This is a genomic window from Streptomyces aculeolatus (assembly GCF_020400605.1).
Taxonomy (GTDB): Bacteria; Actinomycetota; Actinomycetes; order Streptomycetales; family Streptomycetaceae; genus Streptomyces; species Streptomyces aculeolatus.
Genome location: NZ_JAINRD010000012.1, coordinates 161,125 through 181,535 on the forward strand (window position 1 = coordinate 161,125; position 20,411 = coordinate 181,535).

The 20,411-nt window shown below is 75.3% G+C and carries 18 protein-coding genes; 8 read left to right on the forward strand and 10 right to left on the reverse strand.

Annotated features, from left to right (window positions below; genetic code table 11):
- Nucleotides 1-115: 115 nt before the first annotated feature.
- Nucleotides 116-1,735, reverse strand: coding sequence for an amidase (locus tag LG396_RS21070; protein WP_225795928.1), 1,620 nt, complete (start codon nt 1,733-1,735; stop codon nt 116-118).
- 421 nt (nt 1,736-2,156) lie between these two features.
- Here LG396_RS21070 and LG396_RS21075 point away from each other — a divergent pair, with 421 nt between their 5' ends.
- Complete coding sequence (locus LG396_RS21075; protein WP_225795929.1) at nt 2,157-2,831, forward strand: helix-turn-helix transcriptional regulator; 675 nt, start codon at nt 2,157-2,159, stop codon at nt 2,829-2,831.
- Between the two features lie 56 nt (nt 2,832-2,887).
- Here LG396_RS21075 and LG396_RS21080 read toward each other — a convergent pair whose 3' ends face one another.
- The 3 genes from LG396_RS21080 to LG396_RS21090 all read right to left on the reverse strand — a co-directional run bounded on the left by LG396_RS21080 (nt 2,888) and on the right by LG396_RS21090 (nt 5,929).
- Complete coding sequence (locus tag LG396_RS21080; protein ID WP_100298860.1) at nt 2,888-3,445, reverse strand: hypothetical protein; 558 nt, start codon at nt 3,443-3,445, stop codon at nt 2,888-2,890.
- Nucleotides 3,442-5,466 (reverse strand): alpha/beta fold hydrolase, encoded by a 2,025-nt coding sequence (locus LG396_RS21085; RefSeq protein ID WP_225795930.1) that lies wholly within the window; start codon nt 5,464-5,466, stop codon nt 3,442-3,444. Before LG396_RS21085 ends, LG396_RS21080 begins: the two co-directional genes overlap by 4 nt.
- 160 nt (nt 5,467-5,626) lie before the next feature.
- Nucleotides 5,627-5,929: a hypothetical protein gene (locus tag LG396_RS21090; protein ID WP_037754226.1), complete on the reverse strand. Its 303-nt coding sequence runs from the start codon at nt 5,927-5,929 to the stop codon at nt 5,627-5,629.
- A 213-nt stretch (nt 5,930-6,142) separates the two neighbouring features.
- Between LG396_RS21090 and LG396_RS21095 the strand changes: the two genes are divergently transcribed.
- From LG396_RS21095 to LG396_RS21115, 5 genes are all read left to right on the forward strand, one after another.
- Nucleotides 6,143-7,498, forward strand: a complete 1,356-nt coding sequence (locus LG396_RS21095) for a methyltransferase (RefSeq protein ID WP_372483542.1) — start codon at nt 6,143-6,145, stop codon at nt 7,496-7,498.
- A complete protein-coding gene (locus tag LG396_RS21100) occupies nt 7,476-7,886 on the forward strand; it encodes a thiol-disulfide oxidoreductase DCC family protein (RefSeq protein ID WP_225795932.1) in 411 nt (136 codons plus the stop codon). Before LG396_RS21095 ends, LG396_RS21100 begins: the two co-directional genes overlap by 23 nt.
- 142 nt (nt 7,887-8,028) lie before the next feature.
- The gene (locus tag LG396_RS21105) at nt 8,029-8,433 is read left to right on the forward strand and encodes an ArsR/SmtB family transcription factor (RefSeq protein ID WP_225795933.1); all 405 of its coding nucleotides are present in this window, start codon (nt 8,029-8,031) and stop codon (nt 8,431-8,433) included.
- Nucleotides 8,430-9,470 (forward strand): TIGR03086 family metal-binding protein, encoded by a 1,041-nt coding sequence (locus LG396_RS21110; RefSeq protein WP_225795934.1) that lies wholly within the window; start codon nt 8,430-8,432, stop codon nt 9,468-9,470. The genes LG396_RS21105 and LG396_RS21110 overlap by 4 nt, the downstream gene beginning before the upstream one ends.
- A 205-nt stretch (nt 9,471-9,675) precedes the next feature.
- On the forward strand, nt 9,676-10,188 hold the full coding sequence (locus tag LG396_RS21115) for a hemerythrin domain-containing protein (protein WP_100298866.1): 513 nt from the start codon (nt 9,676-9,678) through the stop codon (nt 10,186-10,188).
- A 100-nt stretch (nt 10,189-10,288) separates the two neighbouring features.
- On the opposite strand, the gene LG396_RS21120 is transcribed toward LG396_RS21115, so the two are convergent.
- A complete protein-coding gene (locus LG396_RS21120) occupies nt 10,289-10,894 on the reverse strand; it encodes a DUF6506 family protein (protein WP_225795935.1) in 606 nt (201 codons plus the stop codon).
- A 108-nt stretch (nt 10,895-11,002) separates the two neighbouring features.
- On the opposite strand from LG396_RS21120, the gene LG396_RS21125 reads away from it, so the two are divergent.
- Nucleotides 11,003-14,167, forward strand: coding sequence for an AfsR/SARP family transcriptional regulator (locus LG396_RS21125; RefSeq protein ID WP_225795936.1), 3,165 nt, complete (start codon nt 11,003-11,005; stop codon nt 14,165-14,167).
- An 85-nt stretch (nt 14,168-14,252) separates the two neighbouring features.
- Here the strand turns inward: LG396_RS21125 and LG396_RS21130 are convergent, their stop codons facing one another.
- The 5 genes from LG396_RS21130 to LG396_RS21150 are packed head-to-tail and all read right to left on the reverse strand — an operon-like array spanning nt 14,253 to nt 18,464.
- Nucleotides 14,253-15,128 (reverse strand): carbohydrate kinase family protein, encoded by an 876-nt coding sequence (locus tag LG396_RS21130; RefSeq protein WP_225795937.1) that lies wholly within the window; start codon nt 15,126-15,128, stop codon nt 14,253-14,255.
- Nucleotides 15,121-15,708: a DUF84 family protein gene (locus tag LG396_RS21135; protein ID WP_037751751.1), complete on the reverse strand. Its 588-nt coding sequence runs from the start codon at nt 15,706-15,708 to the stop codon at nt 15,121-15,123. The genes LG396_RS21130 and LG396_RS21135 overlap by 8 nt, the downstream gene beginning before the upstream one ends.
- Nucleotides 15,709-15,720: 12 nt before the next feature.
- Nucleotides 15,721-16,377, reverse strand: coding sequence for a class I SAM-dependent methyltransferase (locus LG396_RS21140; protein ID WP_225795938.1), 657 nt, complete (start codon nt 16,375-16,377; stop codon nt 15,721-15,723).
- 48 nt (nt 16,378-16,425) lie between these two features.
- A complete protein-coding gene (locus LG396_RS21145) occupies nt 16,426-17,067 on the reverse strand; it encodes a phosphoribosyltransferase (protein WP_225795939.1) in 642 nt (213 codons plus the stop codon).
- Complete coding sequence (locus LG396_RS21150) at nt 17,067-18,464, reverse strand: prenyltransferase/squalene oxidase repeat-containing protein (RefSeq protein WP_225795940.1); 1,398 nt, start codon at nt 18,462-18,464, stop codon at nt 17,067-17,069. The genes LG396_RS21145 and LG396_RS21150 overlap by 1 nt, the downstream gene beginning before the upstream one ends.
- Before the next feature lie 569 nt (nt 18,465-19,033).
- On the opposite strand from LG396_RS21150, the gene LG396_RS21155 reads away from it, so the two are divergent.
- The gene (locus tag LG396_RS21155) at nt 19,034-20,359 is read left to right on the forward strand and encodes a S28 family serine protease (protein ID WP_225795941.1); all 1,326 of its coding nucleotides are present in this window, start codon (nt 19,034-19,036) and stop codon (nt 20,357-20,359) included.
- Nucleotides 20,360-20,411: the final 52 nt, after the last annotated feature.

The window sequence follows — 20,411 nt, forward strand, 5'->3', positions numbered from 1 at the left end:
GCGCGCTGACACCCACGCGCTGACAGCTATGCGCTGACAGCTATGCGCTGACATCCGCGCGATGATGTCAGTCCACTGAGGAACGGGCGCGGCGCAGCGGGGGCGGGCGGGAGCCTCACAGGCCCACGTCCGGCGCCCGGAACTGTGGCGGCCTGCGCACGGCGGTCGCGCGCTCGTACGCGTACGCCAGCCGCAGCAGCGTCGGTTCGCTCCACGCCGTCCCCATGAACGTCAGCCCGACCGGCAGCCCGAACGCGAACCCCGCCGGCACGCTCACCGCCGGATAGCCGGCGAGCGCGGCCGGGGTCGAGGAGCCGCCGCCGTAGGAGTCGCCGCGGATCAGGTCGATCTTGGCCGGCGGCCCGCTGGTCGGCATGACGAGCGCGTCGAGGCGGTGCCTGCGCAGCACCGCGTCGATGCCCTCGGCGCGCGACAGCCGGTGGTTGACCGCCAGCGCCTCCCGGTACTCGTCCTCGCCGTACTCCAGCCGGTGCACGGTCTCCAGCCCGTCCTGCCGGACGTACTGCAGCTCGCGGTCGGCGTGTTCGCGGTTGAACTCGATCAGCTCGGCGAGGCTGCGCGGGTGGTCGCCGGCAGCGCCGGCCAGGTAGGCGTTGATCTCGCGCTTGAACTCGTGGACCTGGACGACGACCTGGCCCGGCAGGTCCTCCAGCTCGCCGGCGGTGGGGATGCCGGCCGGGTCGACGACCGTGGCGCCCGCGGCGCGCAGCGCGTCGATCGCCTCCTCGGCGATCTCGTCGGCGTGGTGGCTGTAGCCGAAGTAGACGTCGCGCGGCACGCCGATCCGGGCGCCGCGCAGCCCGTCGGGGTCGAGGAAGCGGGTGTAGTCGCGGTGGTGGCGGCCGCGGCTCGCCTCGGTCGCGGGGTCGCGCGGGTCGACGCCGACGAGGGTGCCGAGCATGACCGCGGCGTCCCGTACGGTACGGGCCATCGGGCCGGCGCTGTCCTGGCTGGGCACCCCGGGGATCATCCCGCCGCGGCCGACGAGCCCGACGGTCGGCTTGACGCCGACGAGGCAGTTGGCGGAGGACGGGTCGAGGATCGAGCCGTTCGTCTCGGTGCCGATGCCGGCGACGCACAGGTTCGCGGCGACGGCGGCGCCCGTGCCGGAGCTGGACTCGTTGGGCGAGCGGTCCAGCTTGTACGGGTTGGCGGTCTGCCCGCCGCGGGCGCTCCACCCGGCGTGGTGGGTCAGCGACATGCCGCCGGCCCACTCGCTGAGGTTGGTCTTGCCCAGGATGACGGCGCCGGCGGCGCGCAGCCGGGCGGCGACGGCGGAGTCCGTTCGGACCCGCATGCCCTCCAGGGCGTACGAACCGGCGGTGGTGTGCATCCGGTCGGCGGTCTCGAACATGTCCTTCAGCAGCACGGGCATGCCGTGCAGCGGGCCGCGGGGCCGCCGTTCGGCGTCCAGCTTCCGCGCCTCGCGCAGCGCGTCGGGGTTGACCTCGATGACGGAGCGGAGGAGGGGGTCGACGCGCTCGATCCGCTCCAGGTAGTGGCGGGTGAGCCGGACGGCGTCGAGCCGCCCCGCGGCCATGCGGCGGCGCAGTTCGGCGATGTCCAGCTCGTCGAACTCGCCGGGTGCGTCGGGGACCCGGGGCCCGGCCGCCTTCGCGTGGGCCGGGGCGGAGGCCAGCACGGGCGCGGCGGCAGCGGCGGATCCGGCGGCGAGCAGGGAGCGGCGCGAGGGGCGCGGCGCGGGAGTTCTCATACGCCGGAACGCTAGGGGCGCGGCGGCGCCGGTTCCCTCCGGCTGCCACCCCTCCGGCTCCTGGCGCCACCCCCCGGCCGTACCGGGGGCCAGCCGGAGTCCGCGGGCCCGTGCGCGTACGCGACGCCAGGCGCGCGTGGGGCGGAAGTCGGCCACGATACAGGGCTGTTTTCGCCACAAGCGGGCTCCGCGGGGCGGGCGGGCGGCGAAGTCCCGCCCGTTCAGGGCCCGGTCGGCGGCCGGGGAAACGGGCCGAACCGGGCAGGATCCGCCGGGTTCCACGCGCGGGACACCCACCGGTACGGCGGTAGCTTGCGCATTGACCAGTCGGGTTGACTGCGCGACCGTTTCCGTATCAGTGAGGTGAGTTCGCGTGCTTTCCATCGGGATAGTGACGCCTGACCGCCGGCACCTTTCGCACGTGCTCGGGCTCGCACTCGACAGATTCCACATCGACATCGTGCTGAGCAGCACCGTGGTGGCGGACGCCGTCTCGCGCGCCGAGGCCGGGCGGGTGGACGTCTGGCTCGCGCGCCCGGCGGCGGCCACCGGGGAGTCCGTACGGGAGTTCCGGCGGCTGCTGCCGCCACGGGTGGCCGGCGAGTACCGGGCAGAGGACGACGGCGTCGGGGCGGGGGCGGGTGCCGGGGGCGTGGGCCGGCCGCGGCCGCTGGCCGTCGTCTGCGGGGGCGAGGAGAGCCAGGTGGCGCAGGCGCTGGCGCTGGGCGCGTCGGCCGTGATGCTGCCGGACGACTCGGTGTTCGACACGGCGGCCGGTCTGTACGCGGCGGCCTCCCGGGACCTGTTCGTCTCGCCGCGGCTGCTGCGCCGGGTATCGCGGCGGCTGAGCGACGTGCTCAGCGGGCCGCTGACCGTCGGCGTGGACGTGCTGACCGAGCGCGAGCAGCGGGTGCTGAGCCTGATGTCCGCGGGCATGTCCAACGGGGCCATCGCCCGCTCGCTGTGCATCAGCCCGGCGACGGTGTCCACGCACGTGGGGCACATCCTGCGCAAGCTGGGGGCCGGGAACCGGACGCAGGCGGTGATCGCCGCGCTGCGGCAGTCGCTGATCGCGCACCCGGCGCACCGCGCCTGAGGCAGGCGCGGCACGCCGGGTGCGGAGCCGGGGCGTACGCCCGTCGCGTACGGCCTTCAGGTGCGGCGGTTCTGCGGCAGTTCGTGGAAGTCCGACGCGAAGAGCGTGCGCGGCTCCTCCTCCTCGTCGAAGCCGCCGGAGGACACCACGAGGAACTGCACCTGCCGGGAGCCCGGCGGGTGCGGGCAGTGGTGCGTGACGAACGTGAGCAGCGCCAGATAGGGGATGGTCAGCTGGAGCACCTCGATGCGCTTCTCGTCCAGCGCGAGCTGGGTCAGCTCCGAGACCGTGTCGGGCAGCAGCTTCTCCACCCGCCGGCCGGGGTGCCAGAGCATGTGCCGGATCGTGCGCCTCTCCAGCATCGGGTACTCGGACCACTCGGTGGTGGTGCCGTCCGCCAGCCGCTCGCGCGCCAGCACGTGGATGTCGGAGCGGCCGGGGTTGGGGGCGAAGAACGTGGTCACGGGGATCGCCGTGTTGATGGGGTCGATGCGGGTGAGGAACTTCGGGGTCCTGCGGAACTGCTTGGCCGCGGTGAGGCCCAGCCAGGAGGCGAGCACCCCGTAGAGCCCGTAGCGGGCGGCGGTCTGCGGGAGGGCGGTGGGGGTGGTCATGCGCTCTCTCCTCGGGCGCCGTCGGGGACCGGGTCCTTCGCCGCGGCCTGCGGGGGTGCGCCGCGGGCGGCGCCCTTCGCCGCGCGCGTACGCGCCCACTCCACGGCCCGTACGACGTGCGCCGCGTGCGCCTCGTCCAGCACCAGCGACTCGTGTCCCGCCTCCTCGACCACGTCGTGCCTCGACACCGTCGACAGCAGCGCCAACTCGCGCTGGAACTCGGCGTGCAGCGGGTCGCTGCGCACCGTCTCGCCCGCGGTCACCACCGCGACCGGGGTGTCGGTGGCGGGCAGCGGCAGCCGCGCGTCGGAGCACCAGGTGCGCTGCGACTCGGCCAGTTCCTCGCGCGCCGTACGCCACAGCCGCGGCCGGCGCACGATCCGCGCCGTGGCCTCGCCCAGCGGCTCGGGCAGCCCGCTCATCTGCTGCGGGCGGCCGGAGTAGCGCAGCAGCCCGAACGCCGCCTGCAGCCCCGTCGTCGTCATGCGCTGCCGGATCCAGGGCAGCGCCTCGCGCTGCCGCGGGGAGCGGACGAACTGCTCGGGGTGGGTGGCGTCCACGAACACCAGGCCGCCGGTGGCTTCGGGGTGGCGGCGGGCGAAGGTGCGGATCAGCAGGCCGCCGATGGAGTGGCCGACGAGGACGTACGGGGGGTCGAGCCCGAGCGCGTGCAGGGTCTCGGCGAGGACGTCGGCGGCCTCGTCGGGGCCCTGCGGCCGGGCGGCGGCGTCGCTCCAGCCGATGCCGGGCCGGTCGTACGCGGCGCTCGGCGTCCGCGGGCCGAGGCCGCGCTGCACCCAGCCCCACTGGGTGGCGGGGGCGGCGAGGCCGTTCTCGAAGACGACGGACGGTCCGCCGGCGGCGGAGTTGCGGGGCAGGACGTGGACGGACCGGCCGGCGACGGTGAGGAGTTCGCCGGGTGCGTCGCGGCGCAGCCGGGCGTCGCGTACCCGGTTCGCCTGCCGGACGGCGGCGCCGGCCAGCAGCGCGAGGCCGGCGCCCGCGGTGACGGCGGCGGCGCCGCGGGGGGTGGCGGCGGCGCGGAGCAGCCGGCCGGCGGCGGCCGTGCGGGCGGCGGTGGCGTACGTGCGCGGGGAGGCGGCCGGGGCGGCGGCGCGGGCGCGCGGGCCCAGCGAGCGGGAGACGTGCGCGAGCGCCGGGTAGGTCGAACAGTACGACCACACGAAGCGGTTGAGGCCCATGAAGCGGGCGTTGCCGAGGTGGAACGCCGTGCCCGAGGCCAGGATCCCGCGCGCCACGGGCCGCGGCGCGACGAGCACCAGCGGGAACGCCATCTCGCCGAGGATCGTCGCCCATGCCACCGACTTGGCCAGCCACGGCCGGTCGCGTACGGCGCGGTGGAACAGCGGGTCGCCGAAGGTGCTCGTACGGAAGATCTCCGGGATCGCCGTGCCGTCGCGCCACACCGGGGAGATCAGCTTGGCCGCGCCGGAGGTGAAGTACGCCATGCAGACCTGCGCGGCGAGGAAGCGCACCAGCATCTCGCGGGCCCGCGGGTCGTGGCCGAACGCCTTCTCGGCGGCGGACACCGCGTAGTTGACGAACGTCAGGTGGTCGGAGCCGTCGAGGCCGAAGCCGCCCATGCGGGTGTGCAGGCCGTGGGCGGTGCCGCACATGGTCGCGGCCAGCACCCCGCGCTGCGCGCGGGTGGCGCCGGGCAGCAGCAGGCCGAGGCCGGTCAGGGCGCGGGTCTGCACCAGGCCGACGACGCCGGGGTAGCCGAAGACCTTCTCCAGCCGCTCCTCGCCGATGCTGCGCCACCACAGGGGGGCGCGCAGCCGCATCACGGGCCAGGCGAACAGGCCGTCGTCGGCGAGGGTGTCGGCGGTGGCGAGCTGCTCGACGGCGCCGATGGTGGCGCCGACGGAGGTCATCAGCTCCAGCTTGCGGAACACGGTGTCGATGTCGTCCTGCCCGCGGTACAGCCGGGCGGCGAACCGGCCGGCCGCCGGGCGGGCGGAGGCTGCGGAAGGTGGTGGCGGTGGCGCGCTGGTGGTCATGGGTGGGGTCTCCCTTCGGGCGGTACGGCGGAGCGCCCCCGGGCGGCGGCGGGATGCCGTCCGCCCGGGGGCGCCGCGGCCGGCCGGACGCCGGGCGGTACCGAGGTGCGGGCGGTGCCGGGGCGTCAGGCCGTACGGCGGCGGGGGTGCGGGCCGGCCGTCAGACCATGCCCGGGTGGCCGCCGGTCAGCTGGTCGACCGAACGCCCCCTGAGCGCGGCGCCGTTCGGGGCGTCGGGCGAGGTGCCGTCGTGGTAGCCGAAGGCGGTGACGAAGCTCGTGACCGGGCCGAGCGCGCACCCGACCGCCCCGGCGACCGTCAGCGCGATCAGCGGGGTGAAGAGCACCGGGACGACGCGGTCGGTCGGGGCGACGAAGTGCTCGTCGTGGTCCGCCGCGTGCTGCTGCGCCCAGACGGCGATGCGGGAGTCCTCCGTCGTGGGGGCCTGAAGGGTCGTGGTCATGACCTCTTCCTTTCGTCGGGAGACTCCGAAGCTAGGTGCGGCGGTCGGGCCGGGCATCCGGCCAATGCACCGTCTTGGCGGCGGGTACGGAGGAGTTCTGAGGATTGACGCGGCGGCCGGTTCCGGTTACGTGCGGGGGCGTCTCGCGGCGGCCCGGGGTTGTCAATCCCCCGCAGCCCGCGCGTGTGCCGCGGCCCCTCCGGCGAAATGCGGATGCGCGGCCGGCGGGGGCGGTCCTACGTTCCGGGGCACGAGGACGCCGAGCGGGAGGGCCGGGGCATGAGCGAGCCGACGCACGACGGGGGCGGGGAGCGTACGCGGGGGCGGGAGGGGACGCGCGCCGCGGAGGAAGGCCGCGGCGCCGCGGAACCGCTGGGCGGGCCGGGCGCCTTGCGCGGCGGCGGGCGGCAGGACGCCGGGCCGCCCGGGGCGCCCGGAGCCGGGAGCGGGGCCGGCGCGCCGGGCGCCGGGGAGGCCGCCGCCGTACGGGCCGCGACCGGCACCCTGCTCTACGGCTTCGCGCTCTCCCGGGTCACCGGCGCCTTCGTCCGCCTCGGCATACCCGACGCGCTGGCCGGCACCGCCCTGCCCGCCGACCGCCTCGCGCACGCCACCGGCACCCACGAACCCTCCCTGCGCCGCCTGCTGCGCGCCGCGTCGGCGCTGGGCCTGCTGACCGTACGGCCCGGCGGGCACTACGAACTGACCCTGCTCGGCGAGCTGTTCCGCGACGACCCGCGGCTGCGCCGGCTCGCAGAGCTGTACGGCGAGCCGGCGGTGTGGCGGGCGTACGGCGCGCTGGAGGACGCCGTACGCGACGGCGGGTCCGCCTTCCGGCACGCCCACGGCACCGGCCTCTTCACGGCACTGGAGACGGACGGGCCGCTGGCGGCGCGGTTCACCGGGGCGATGGGCACGGTGACAGCGGCGCAGACGGAACAGGTCGTGTCCGGCTTCGACTTCGGCGGCATCGGCCACCTCGTGGACGTCGGCGGCGGCGACGGCACGCTGCTCGCCGCGCTGCTGCGTGCGTACCCGCGCCTGCGCGGCACCCTGCTGGAGCGCCCCGCGGCCCTTGCCGCGGCGCCGCCGGTGCTGCGGGCGGCGGGGGTCGCGGACCGGTGCGCGCTGCTGGAGGGCGACTTCTTCGCCGCGGTCCCGGTGGGCGGCGGCGGTCCGGCCGACGCCTGCCTGCTGAAGAACATCCTGCACAACTTCGGCGACGACGACTGCGTGCGCGTGCTGCGCGCCTGCCGGGCGGCACTGCGGCCCGGCGGGCGGGTGCTGGTGCCCGCGCTGGTCCTGCCGGAGGCGGGCGGCGGGGCCGGTACGCAGCCGGACGCGGAGACGGCGGTGGCGCTGAGCGACGTGGAGATGATGGTGCTGACGGCCGGGCGGGAACGCACCCTGGCCGAGTACCGCGCGCTCTTCGCCCGCGCCGGGCTGGCGCTGCCGCCCGGGGCGCCCCCGGCTTTGCCCGGGCTGCCGCACCACTCCATGCTGGAGGGGACGGACGGGACGGAGCACGGGACGCGGGAGGCGCGCGATGGTGCTGCTGTACGACGGTGACTGCGGCTTCTGCACGGGGTGGGCCGACTTCGGGCGCCGGCGCTTCGCGCCCGAGGTGCGGATCGTGCCGTGGCAGTCCGTGGACCCGGAGGCCTACGGGGTGCCGGAGGAGCGGCTGCTGCGCGAGGTGGTGCTCGTCGGGGAGGCGGGGCACGCGCCCGCCGACCCCCGGGCGGCGGCCCCGCCGCCGGGCGGCGCCATGGCCATCGCCGGGACGCTCCGCAGCGGGAACCGCGCCGGCCGGGTGCTGGGCCGCGCGCTCGCCGCACGGCCCGTACGCCGCCCCGCCGCCGCCCTCTACCGCCTGGTCTCCCGCAACCGCTACCGCCTGCGCTTCCCCCTCCTCCCCGCCCGCGAGGGCGCCCGCTGCGGCGTCACCCGTCCCTAGGGTCTGTCGTTTGGGTCTTCGCCGGGCTCGCGGCAAGACCCAAACGACAGACCCTAGCCCCACCAGCTCATTCAACCGATCGGTTGACCACGCGGAGGCGGCGTGCCAGCATGTTGTTCAACCGATCAGTTGAGGACGTGACATGACCTCGGCCCCCCAGCCCGTGCCGGAGCCCGACCAGCGGCTGTCCCTGGTCTTCTCCGCACTCGCCGACCCGACCAGGCGCGACATCGTGGCCCGCCTCACCGCGGGCGACGCCACCGTCAACGAGCTGGCCGAGCCGTACGACGTCAGCGTGCAGGCCGTCTCCAAGCACATCCGCGTCCTGGAGGACGCCGGCCTGGTCAGCCGCACCCGGGACGCCCAGCGGCGGCCCTGCCACCTGGAGGCGGGGGTCTTCGACCTCATGACGAAGTGGATCGAGCGCTACCGGCGCGCGGCGGAGGACCGCTACCGCCGCCTGGACGCCGTCCTGGAGCAGATGGACGCCCAGGACGCGCCGCCGGTGCCGACGCCCCGAACGACGAAGGAAGCAGACGCCTCATGAGCACCACACCCACCCGCCACCGCAACGAGACCGGGATCACCGTCGACCCGGTGCTCCCCACCATCGTGATCACCCGGGAGTTCGAGGCCCCGCCCGAGCGGGTGTTCCGCGCGCACACCGACCCCGACCTCGTCGCCCAGTGGCTCGGCCCGCGCGGGCTGACCATGACCATCGAGCGCTACGACGCCCGCACCGACGGCTCGTACCGCTACGTCCACTCCGACGACGAGGGGAACGACTACGCCTTCCACGGCGTGTTCCACGAGGTGCGCCCCACCGAGCGCATCGTCCAGACCTTCACCTACGAGGGCATGCCCGACAGCGTCAGCCTGGAGACCGCCGTCTTCGAGGACCTCGGCGGGCGCACCCGGCTGACCACCACCTCGCTGCTGGACTCGCTCGAATCCCGCGACGGCATGATCGCCGGCGGCGCCGAGACCGGCATCCGCGAGGGCTACGAACGGCTGGACGAACTGCTCGACGGCACCCGGGCCGCCGCCGAACACCGCCGGGTCGCCGGCGAGTTCACGGCCCGCGTCCGCGGCGTCGCCGCGGACCGGTGGGACGACCCGGCGCCGTGCGAGGGGTGGGTCGCGCGGGACGTCGTCCGGCACCTCGTCGAGTGGTTCCCCGGCTTCCTGAAGGCGGGCGCCGGCATCGAGCTGCCGAAGGGCCCGCCGGTGGACGAGGACCCGGTGGGGGCGTGGCAGGTGCACAACGACGCCGTGCAGGCCGTCCTGGACGACCCGGCCACGGCGGGCAGGACCCTGTCGCACCCGGAGACCGGCGACCTGCCGCTGGCACAGGCCATCGACCGCTTCTACACCGGCGACGTGTTCATGCACACCTGGGATCTGGCCCGGGCGACCGGCCAGGACGAGCGGCTGGATCCGGCCAAGTGCGCCGCCCTGCTGGCGGGGATGCTGCCGATGGACGAGGTGCTGCGCGGCAGCGGCCACTACGGCCCGCGCGTCGAGGTCCCGGAGAGCGCCGACGTGCAGACCCGCCTGCTGGCGTTCATCGGCCGCACGCCCTGAGCCGGGCGGCGGGCCGCCGGCCCCGCTCCTGTCCCTGCCACGCCGCCCGTGGCAGGGACAGGACCGTGCTGTGCAGCGTATGCGCTGGTGAGCCGCCCGGGGCGGGTCATGCCGCGGATTTGGCCGACGCTTGACGGTCGCTTGGCCGGCCGCTGGTACCCGGCCCCGGGTCCGGCGTCCCCGTACGCCGTGATCGGATGGCCCCATGTCCCCCGAATCCCGTGCGCGGCTCGCCGCCCTCGGCGCGGAACTCCTCGCCATCCACCGCGGCCTGCGCACCGACCTGGCCCGGCTCCGTACGGAAACCGACGACTACCTGGCCGGCGGTCCCCGGCCGCGCGACCTCAAGGCCCACTGCCTCGCCTTCTGCACCGCGCTGACCGCGCACCACACGGGCGAGGACCGCGGCGCGTTCCCCGCGCTCACCGCGCGCCACCCCGAACTGCGGCCGCTGATCGGGAAGATGGCGGAGGACCACGCCATGATCAGCGGCCTCCTGCAGAGCCTGGAGCGGGTCCTCGACGACGTGCCCGCGGAGCCGGACGAGCGGGCCGCGGCACGCGTGCGGGGCGAGTTGGAGGGGCTGGGCGCGATCATGGAGTCGCACTTCCGCTTCGAGGAGCGGACGATCGCCGAGGCACTCGACGCGCTGCCGGCCGAGGCGGGGAGCACCGAGGACCTGCTGGGGCTGCCGGGCACGGCGGGCGGGCGCGCGTAGCCGGCGGGGCGCGTAGGAGCGTGCGGGGCGCGTGGAAGCGCGCGGAGGCGGCCGTACGGCCGGTGGCCCCGGGAGCGCCCCGGGGCCGGGACCTCCGGGGTCAGGCGGCGCGGAAGGCCGCGGCGGCGTCCATCGACTCGATGCCGTACGTCACCGACCCCACCGGGATGCCGCCGCCGGCCTCGTGGATGCGGGCCGCGGCGTCGGCGCCGAAGCCGCCGAAGATCTCGATCAGGCCCACCTTCGTCCCCCGTACCTCCCGGGCCTCCCGCTCCGCCGCGGCCAGGTCCGGCACCGCCACCGCGCGGAAGGAGAACCCGCCCGCGCGCTCGGCGACCAGCCGGTCCCGGGCCGGGTCCGCGCCCGGCAGCAGGAGCAGGAACAGCTCCGACTGGTCCTGCCCCGCCAGGAACGTCAGGTGGTAGCGGGAGATGGCGGCCAGTGACTCGCTGCCGTAGCCGATCGCCCCGACCGGTACCCGGTCCCCGACCTCGGCGATCACCTTCGCCGCCCCCACGGGGCCGAACCCGCCGCACAGCTCGACCAGTCCGGCCCCCTCCGCCACCAGCTCGGCGATCACCGGCGCCGCCTCCGCCTCGTCCGGCACGGCGAGCAGCGTCAGCCGCCGCCCGCCGGCCTCGAAGACCGTGCGGGTGCCCTTCGGGTCGGCGTCGGGCTGCGGGAAGACCACGATGGACTCGGACATGGTGTCTCTCCTCGGTCGTCTGGGGGGCGCGGTGTGCGCTCCCCGGTACGGCGCCGACGCTACGGAGCCGCGCTGACGGTCCACTGACCGTCCGCTTACGATCACCGGATGCGCTTCGGTGTGCTGGGACCGCTCGCCGTCCGGACCGACACGGGGCGGGACGTCGCCGTGCCGGGCGCCAAGGTGCGCGCGCTGCTGGCGGACCTGCTGGTGCACCACGGCCGGGCCGTGCCGGCGCGGACGCTGATCGAGGACCTGTGGGAGGGCACACCGCCCGCGGGGGCCACGGGGGCGCTCCAGTCGAAGGTCGCCCAGCTGCGCCGCGCGCTGGAGCAGGCGGAGCCGGGCGGCCGGGCGCTGGTGGAGCGGGCCCCGCACGGCTACCGGCTGCGGGCGGAGCCGGAGCAGGTGGACGCGGCGCGGTTCACGGAGCTGGCGGCGGCGGGGCGGCACGCGGAGGCGCTGGCGCTGTGGCGGGGGCCGGCGTTCGCGGGCTTCGCGGAGGCGCCGTTCGCGCGGGCGGCGGCGGAGCGGCTGGAGGAGCGGCGGGTCACGGCGTTCGAAGGGCTGGCGGAGGAGCACGTCGGGCGGGGCGCGCACGGGGCGCTGGCGGAGGAGTTGTCGGCGATGCTGGCGGCGCATCCGCTGCGCGAACGGCTGCACGCGGTACGGATCCGCGGGCTGTACCTCGACGGCCGGCAGGCGGAGGCGCTGGCGGCGTACCGGGAGATCAGGGACCGGCTGGCGGAGGAGTTGGGGGTGGACCCGGGTCGGGAGCTTGCGGCGGTCCACGAGGCGGTCCTGCGGCAGGACCCGGCGCTGGCGCCGGGGCGGGGGCGTGCCCCGCACGCCGGGCCGGTGCCGTCCACCGACTCCGTGCCGTACGCCGGTCCCGTGCCGTACGCCGGGCTGACCGCCCTCGTCGGGCGGGACGACGCCGTCGCCGAGGTCCGGGCGCTGCTCCGCACGCACCGGCTCGTCACGCTCACCGGCCCCGCCGGGGTCGGCAAGACGCGGCTGGCGCTGGAGGTCGCCGCCGCGGCGGACGGCGCGCGGGTGGTGGAGCTGGCCGGTGTCGACGCCGCCGGGGCCCGGCGGGAGTCCGCCGTCCTCGCGGAGCGGATCGCGGCGGCCCTCGGCGTACGGGGCGACCTGGGCCGCGCGCTCGGCACCCGGCGGCTGCTGCTCGTCCTCGACACCGTCGAGCACCTCGCCGTACCGGCGGCCCGGCTGGTGGTGGCGCTGCTGGGCGCCGCGCCGGGGCTGCGGATCCTGGCCACCGGGCGCGAGCCGCTGGCCGTGCCCGGCGAACGGCAGTGGCCCGTCGCGCCGCTGCCGGAGGCGGCGGCGGTGCGGCTCTTCCGCGAGCGGGTCGCGGACGCCGTACCCGGGTTCGCCGGGAGCGACGCGGAGATCGCCGCGGTCTGCCGGCGCCTGGACGGGCTGCCGCTGGCGATCGAGCTGGCGGCGGCGCGCGTGCGCACGCTCGGCCTGCGCGAGGTCGCCGCCCGGCTCGACGACCGGTTCCGCCTCCTCGGCGCGGGCGCGCGCACGCTGCGGGCGGCGTTCGACTGGAGCTGGGAGCTGCTGGACGACGGCGAACGGGCGGTGCTGCGGCGGCTGTCGGTGTGCGCGGGCGGGTTCGACCTGGCGACGGCGGAGGAGGTCGCCGCGGGGCCGGGGGTGGCGCGCGGGGACGTGGCGGGGACGGTGGCGGCGCTGGCGGACCGCTCGCTGATCGCGGTGGACGGGGCGGCGGGCCGGTTCGGACTGCTGGAGAGCGTGGCGGCGTACGCCCGGGAGCGGCTGGCGGAGGCGGCCGAGTCGGGCGCGTACGCGGTCCGGCACGCCCGGCACTTCACGCACCTCGCGGAGCAGGCGGACGACCGCCTGCGCGGCCCGGGACAGCAGGAGTGGCTGCGCCGCCTGGACGCGGAGACGCCGAACCTGCGGGCGGCGCTGGCGGGTTGCCTGGAGCGCGGCGAGGGCGAGGCGGCGCTGCGCCTGTGCGGGGCGCTGGGCTGGTACTGGTTCCTGCGGGGCAGGTACCGGGAGGCCCACCGCGCCTTCGGCGACGCGCTCCGGGCGGCGGAGCCGCCCGGCGGCCCCGGCGGGGAGGTCGGGCCGCCGTCGGGGAGCCCGAGTACGGCGGGCGCGACGCGGCCGGCGGCGGAGCCGGCCCCCGCACCCGCGGGGTCCGGCGACGCGCGCGTCCGCGGGCACGGACCCGGCCAGGACCGCCCGGCGCCGGCCGACCGCACGCCCGCGGGCGCCGACGGCCGCACCGGGGCCCTCGTCTGGCGGGCCGCGCTCGAAGCGTGGGAGCGCATGCCCGGCGGCGGGTCTCCCGGCGCGGTGCCTCCTGCGGGCACGCCGCGGCAGCGGTGGCTGCTCGGCTTCGCCCGTGCCGACGGCGGGGACCTGCCCGCCGCCGTACGGGAGGTGGACCGCGCGCTCACCGACTTCCGGCGGCTCGGGGACCGCTGGGGGACCGCCGCCGCGCTCGGCGTGCTCGGCTGGGAGTCGCTGCGCCTCGGCGATCCGGACCGGGCCCGCCGCGAGGGCGGCGACGCGCTGGCGCTCTTCCGGGAGGCCGGCGACCGCTGGGGGCAGGCGCACGCGCTGCGGCTGCTCGGCGTGCTCGCGGAGGTCGGCGGCGACTACGAGCGCGCCGGCCGGCTGCACCGGGAGGGGCTCGCCGCCGCGGAGGCGCTGGAGCTGTGGCCCGTCGTGGTGGAGGAGTTCTCCCAGCTCGGCCGGCTCGCCGCGCTCGCCGGGGAGTACGCCCGCGCCGACGCCCACTACGAGCGGGCCCTGCACGTCGCCGGCGAGCGGGGCTTCCACCACGGCGTCGTCCACGCCCGCGTCGGCCTCGGGACCTCCGCCCGCAGACAGGGCCGGCTCGACGCCGCCGAGGAGCATCTCCGCGCCGCCGAGGACGCCCACCGCGCCGACGGCTACCGCTCGGGTCTCGCCTACGTCCTCGCCGAACTCGGCTTCGTCGCCGAGCAGCGCGGCGACGGGGCCCGGGCCCGCGCCCGCCACACCGAGAGCCTCGCGCTGGCCCGCGCCGCGGCGGACCCGCGGGCCGTGGCGCTGGCGACCGAGGGGCTGGCCGGCGCCGCGGCGCTGGCGGGCGACGCCGACGACGCGGCCCGGCTCCTCGCCGAGGCGGCCCGGATCCGCCCACTGCCGCCCGCGGAACGCGCCGACGTCGACCGCATCGCGGCCCGCATCGCCGCCGCCGGCACCGCCGGGCCTCCCGGCCCGTAGGGTCTGTCTTCGATCTCGCGTCTGCGGCGCGGCGTCTGGCACGACGGAGGCGGTGGCCACCACGGCGCTCGTCGCCGGGGGGCGGTCAGAGCCCGGGCACCCAGTCCCCCAGGGCCGAGACGAGGAAGCGGTCCGTTGCTCCGCGCAGGGACGCGGTCCGGTCCGGGCGGGGGATGTCCCCCGAGCGGCTGAGCCCCGAACGGTCCGCGAGGTGGAACGCGCCCGTGTCGTCGTACGTCAGGGCGCCGGCGAAGCTTTCGAGCAGGGCTTCGACGACCGGCTTGGGGTGGTCGTGGGCCGGGCGGCGCGGGAGGAGTCCGGCGAGGGTGTGCATGCTGCCCGACACGTAGTCGACGTCCGCGGCGAGCCGGGCGAACTCCTCCGGTGAGACCGCCTTGTGGACCGCGTGCGGGACGACGTCGAGGACGACCGGCACGCCGAGGCGCGCGGCGTCGCGTACGAGCCGCCGCACGTCGTCGCGGGTCGACGGCCTGAAGAGCATCCAGCCCGAGACGAGCAGCACCCGGACCGATGCGAGGGCGCCGCGGGCGCGGGCGGCCGTCCCGTCCGACCAGGGCTCCTCGTTGGCTCCGGGGGCGCCGAACATGATGCGGCTGCCGTCGGCGACGTAGCCGATGACGGCGGTCCCCGTCGGCCTGCCGGCGGCGGGGTTGACGGTCACGGCGATGCCGGCGCGTTCGAGTTCCCCGAGCACGGTCCGGGCGGCCAGGTCTGCCGAGCGGTCCGCGGTGTCGTGGCCGAGGCTGCACACGAGGTGCACGGGCGTGCAGCCCGTCCTGGCGGCTTCGAGGGCCAGGTTCACGCCCGTGCCCCCCGCCCGCATCCCGATGGCGGCGTCCGCGTAGTCGAGCGCCGCGACGCTGATCTCCGCGACGGTCTCGGAGACGGCGACGACGTCGAGCATGGCGTCGCCGACCACCAGCACGCCCGCGTCAGGCATGCCGCCCCTTCTCGTACCTCAGCTCGGCCGGTGCCTCGGCGGCGGGCGGCAGGAAGCGCAGCAGGGCGAGGGTCACCGGCTGCATGTAGAAGGAGCCGCGTGTCATCAGGCCGTTGGACAGGTGGGACAGGATGCCCAGCTCCCGCCAGTCGCCCTGGTCGACGACGCGGGACGTGACGCCGCCGAGAGTGGCTCCGGAATGGACGGTGGTGGCCACCGATTCCGGCAGTTCGAAGGTGGCGCTGCGGCTCCGGCCCGTTCCGGTGGCGTCGGAGATCACGACCCAGGCATTGACCATGAGGCGCCCGGCGACCTCTTCGACACCGCCCTCGATGCCGACCCAGAACGTCGCGTCGGCCCGCGCCGCGCGGGCGGCGCGGGCGCGGAACTCAGCGCCCTCCAGGGTTTCCTGATCAGTCGTCGGCTGGTCCTTCGTGCCGTCGACGTCGATTCCCTCGACCGAGACGTCTCCGAAGGAGAGCGTGAACGCGTCCTGAACGGCAGACAGTTTCGCGGCGTTGCGTGAACCGACCACCACCCGTGGCCGCTCGATCCCGGGCGAACCGGTCTCCGGATTCACTGGATTCCTGCTCTATCGGTGGACATTCCCGACCTTCTTCCAGACTGCGACGACGCGGCCGCGGCTTGTGTAGAATACTGCACCTGGCAAAGCCCTTTCGTACTGCTCGGTGAATTCCCGCTCCGACAGGAAGCGGTCCCGCCTGACATGCCGCAGCCAGGTCGGGCCCAGCCGGTGGAGCGTGATCGAAACAGCGGTGCGAAGGTCGGATCTCCTGGCGTAGCCGGGCAGCGCGGTGAGCGCATCGACGATGTGCCGCGGCACGCTGCGGCGGCCCGGGGATTCCCGGCAGAAGTCGACGAGCACGGCCACGCCGCCGTCCGCGAGCACCCGTGACACCTCGGTCAGCGACGCCGCCAGGCGGGTGTGGTGCAGCGTGCCGTAGCTGTACACGACGTCGAACGCGGCGTCGGCGAACGGGAGTCGCTCGGCGTCCGCCAGGACCGTGGGGTGGCCGTCGAGCCTCCCGTCGGCCCGCCTGCGTCTCCCCGACAGCTCGATCGCGGCGGCGGCCAGGTCCGTTCCGACGACGAGCGCGAAATCGTCCGCCAGTTCCGCGGCGACCGCCGAGGAGCCGCACCCGACGTCCAGCGCCGTGGCCCCGCCGCCGGGCAGATGGCGGCGGATCAGCTCGGCCGTGGCGGGTGCTTTGAGACTCTCCCATCTCATGAGTCCGCGCCGCCGGGCGGGGAAGTACGAAATGGCGCGCCCCATCACTCACGTCCACAGCAACGAGGGACCGGTGTTTCCCATGGCGTATTCCCCCACGTCGAATCCGGGGCCGACCATCCGGCCGTCGGAAGTCACCTGTTCGTCGTGCCAGATGCAGTGAATGCGTGCGGCCGGAATCGCCGACAGCAGGAATTCCCGGCCGCGGTCCGCGACGAACGGCGCGACGATCTCGATCTCGCCGGCGTCGTCCCCCAGCCGCTCGGCCAGGGCGGCGGCGCACGCCTGCACCGTCCTGCCCGAGGCGATGAGCGTGTCCACCAGCGCGTACCCGCGCTGCGGGGGCGAGCCGACCGGGACCGACGCGTAGGAGATCGCCGGCACGGCGTCGTGACTCGCCCGCGCGGGCGCCATCAGCCCGGTCCGGCCGGGCCCGAAGTGCCGCGCCCAGGGCTGCCAGAGAACCAGCCCGCCGCGCAGCACCAGGATCGGGGTGAGGCTCCTGCCCGACGGGGCGAACTCCTTCGCGAGCGCGGCGAACAGCACGCTCCCGATCTGCTGGAGGAGTGTCACCGCCGCGTGCGGGGCGGGGGACTCCTCGACCAGCCTGCGCTTCAGCCGGTCCGCTTCTGCCGAGGGGTAGACGCGGAGCCTCGGGTCGGACTCCTCCCGGTACGAACTGCGCTGCACTACGGAGCCCCCCTCCTGCGCACCATCTCCAGCAGCGCCAGGGCGGGGACGATGATCGTGGAGACACCGATCATCCTGTCGCCCTCCTCCGCCTCCGGGCTCCACACCTGGAGGTAGAGGACGACGAGGGCGGCGGTGGTGGCGATCACGAGGGTGGCGAGCGTGGCGGGGGACGTGCAGAACGCCCTGACCCGCCGGAGCGCGAGGGCGATCCGGGACCGGGTCTCCCGGGCGGTCTCGAGCGCCGCCACCCGCTCTTCGAGTACCGCCACGTCGGCCCGCAGCGTCACGTTCTCGGAGTCCGTCGCGCTCATCCGCTCGACGAGGACGTCGGCGATCTCCCGGAACACCGACGTGTAACCGGTCGTCTCCAGCGCCTTCCGGTAGACGTCCAGTGCCCGCACGGCCTCCACCACGGCCCAGGACGGCGCCGTGCCGGGCATCGACTGGACCTGCCAGTAGGCGCCCTGGTGGCGGCGGACGATGTCCTCGACCAGCGGTCCGACGATCTCGTGGCGCGGGTCGTGGCCCAGCTTCATGAGCGCGATGAGGGACCGCTCCGCGGGGAGATGGGTCCACCTGAGCCGTTCCGAGCGCATGGTCGCAGCGACGCTCTCGCCGTAGTCGTCGGGGAAGTTGTAGTGCTCGACCCAGGGCATCAGGGGGCTCGTACCGAGTTCGCGGACCATCCACTCCCGCGCGCTCCGTAACGACTCGCGCGGCCTGCCCGCCGCCAGCAGGGCTTCCACGGCGTGGCTCGTGTGGGCGAGGCTCGGCGGCTCGTCGCCGCGGACGCCCCAGCCGCCGGTGTCGCTCCGGCCGCGTGTCAGCCAGTCCACCCCCGCGTCGATCTGCGCGCGGGCCCGGGACTCGACCTCGGCGTCGGCCGTCAGCACCCGGATGGCGTAGGCCGTGGAGGTCGTGTCGCTCAGGCCGTCCCGGGCGATGCCGCCCCAGCCGCCGTCGGGGTTCTGCGCGTTCGTCAGCCAGGCGAGGCCGCCGGAGAAGGCGGGATGCCCGGCCGGGACCTCCATGTCGGCCAGGGCGAGGAGGGACATGCAGGTCGTCAGCGTGAGGCTGAACTGACCCGAGTGCCTGGGCTTCGACCAGCCCCCGTCGGCGCAGGCGTCGGCCATCAGGAACTCGGTGGCGCCTTTGAGCTGCGTGTCGGTACGGGCGACCCCCATGGCCACCAGAGCCGTGACGCTGCACGACGTGCCGGCGGCGCTCGGCGCGCCGTCCTCCTGGAGGAACTGCCGCCACCCGCCGGCGGAGGAGGTCGCGGAGTATCTGCCGCGCAGGTAGCGGTCGGTGTCCCGCAGGAGGTTGCCGATGCGCGTGATGTCGTGTGTGACTCGCTCCAGAGCTGCGTCGAACGTGTGCAGCTCGCGACTCACTGGGCCTCCCCTGGCGTGCACTCGACCTCTTCGAGTATCACCCGGCGATTGACGCCTTGTCACCACGAACAGTGACCGGCCGCGACCGGCGGACGGGCGGACTCCCGTACGGGGCGGGAAAGCCGGCGTCGCGGGTGCGGGCCAGAGGCGCCTGGCAGCTCTCACACCCGAGCCTGTCTCCCGCATCTCCATGCGGTGAACTGGTCACGCTGGCACCGACTACGCCAGGCCGTCCCCCGGGCCAAACCGCGAAATCCTGCTAGTACTTGTGTCCGCTGTCCGTCCTTGGCGAACTCCTCCGCGCCGAGCCCGGCACCACCCAGAGCGAATGGTGGAGACGCGGCGGCCCCGGGCCGGCCTGGCTCGCACCGCATCCCGGTTTGCTGAGCGACAGCCTCGAACCGGGGGTCCCGCCAGGCCCAGACAGCGAAGTCTGGCCGGGGTATCTCCCCTATGCGGGGGAGAAGCTCCCCCGCTGGGGGGAGCTTCGGAAGGCGCGAGGCGGCTGTACTGGACATGCGGTCGGCGTCATGCGGACAGACCGGCCAACGTACGGGAGGCTGATCACCATGCGTGCCTGGACGAGACGGCATCTGTTGCTGGCCACGGGGGCGGCGGGCCTGGCCGCCACGGCCGCCACCGCACCGACGTACGCGGCAGCGGAGGGCCGCCGGCGAAGCCGCAGGCTGAAGGGCGACGGCATTGCGGACGCTCTTCGGGCGCTTCCCGGGCTGCGCGTGATCGAGGAACTACCGGGCGCCGAGCCGGGAGACCGCTTCTTCGTCCTGGGACTGCGCCAGCCGGTCGACCACTCCGACCGTACGGCCGGCGCCTTCGAGCAGCGGCTCACCCTGCTGCACACCGCCACCGACCGTCCGATGGTCCTGTACACCACCGGGTACGGGGCAGTGCTCACGACTCGCCGTACCGAACCCGCCACCGTACTCAGCGGAAACCAGCTTCAGGTCGAACACCGCTACTTCGGTGTCTCACGCCCACCGACTGCCGACTACGCCCACCTGACCATCCGTCAGGCTGCCGACGACCACCACCGCGTCGTCCGTCTCTTCCGCAGGCTCTACCCCGCTGCGTGGATCTCCACCGGCGGCAGCAAAGGCGGCATGGCGAGTGTCTACCACCGCCGCTTCCACCCGCACGACGTCGACGGCACCGTGGCCTACTCCGCTCCGAACAACGTCGACGACCGCGACGACTCCGCCTACGTGCACTTCCTCGCCCACGTCGGCACCGCCGAGACCCGCGCCGCCCTGGAGCAGGTCCAGCGCGAAGCCCTGCTGCGCCGTACGGAACTGGTCGCACGCTACGAGGAATGGGCCGCTTCCACCGGCGACTCGTTCCACATCATCGGCAGCGCCGAGAAGGCCCTCGAGATCGCCGTCCTGCGCGCTCCGTTCATGTTCTGGCAGTACGACGGCGCGAAGACACCCGCCGCCATCCCCACGCCCGCCGCCTCCACGAACGCGATCTACACCTGGCTGCACGACACCGCTCAACTGCCCGTCTACGCGGACGCCGTGGCAACGCACTACATCCCGTACTTCTACCAACTCGGCACCCAGCTCGGCTACTGGGAGGCACCCACCCACCACCTGTCCGACCTGGCACGCTACCCGGATGCCATGCGTCCGCGCAGCTTCGTCCCCCGTGGCATCCCCCTGCCCTTCGACGCCACGGCCATGCCCGACATCGACCACTGGGTCCGCAGGCACGGCACCCGCCTGCTCTTCGTCAACGGCGCCCAGGACCCCTTCGCCGCCGAACCATTCCACCCCGGCGGGCGTGACGCCCGCACCCTCTGGGCCCCCACGCCAGCCACAACGTCAGCTTCGACGACCTGCCCGCAGCCGACCGTGACTACGCGCTTGCCACAGTGAAGCGCTGGGCTTCCAGGCCCGTACCGCGCCGCACCCACCGCTCCATCGGTCC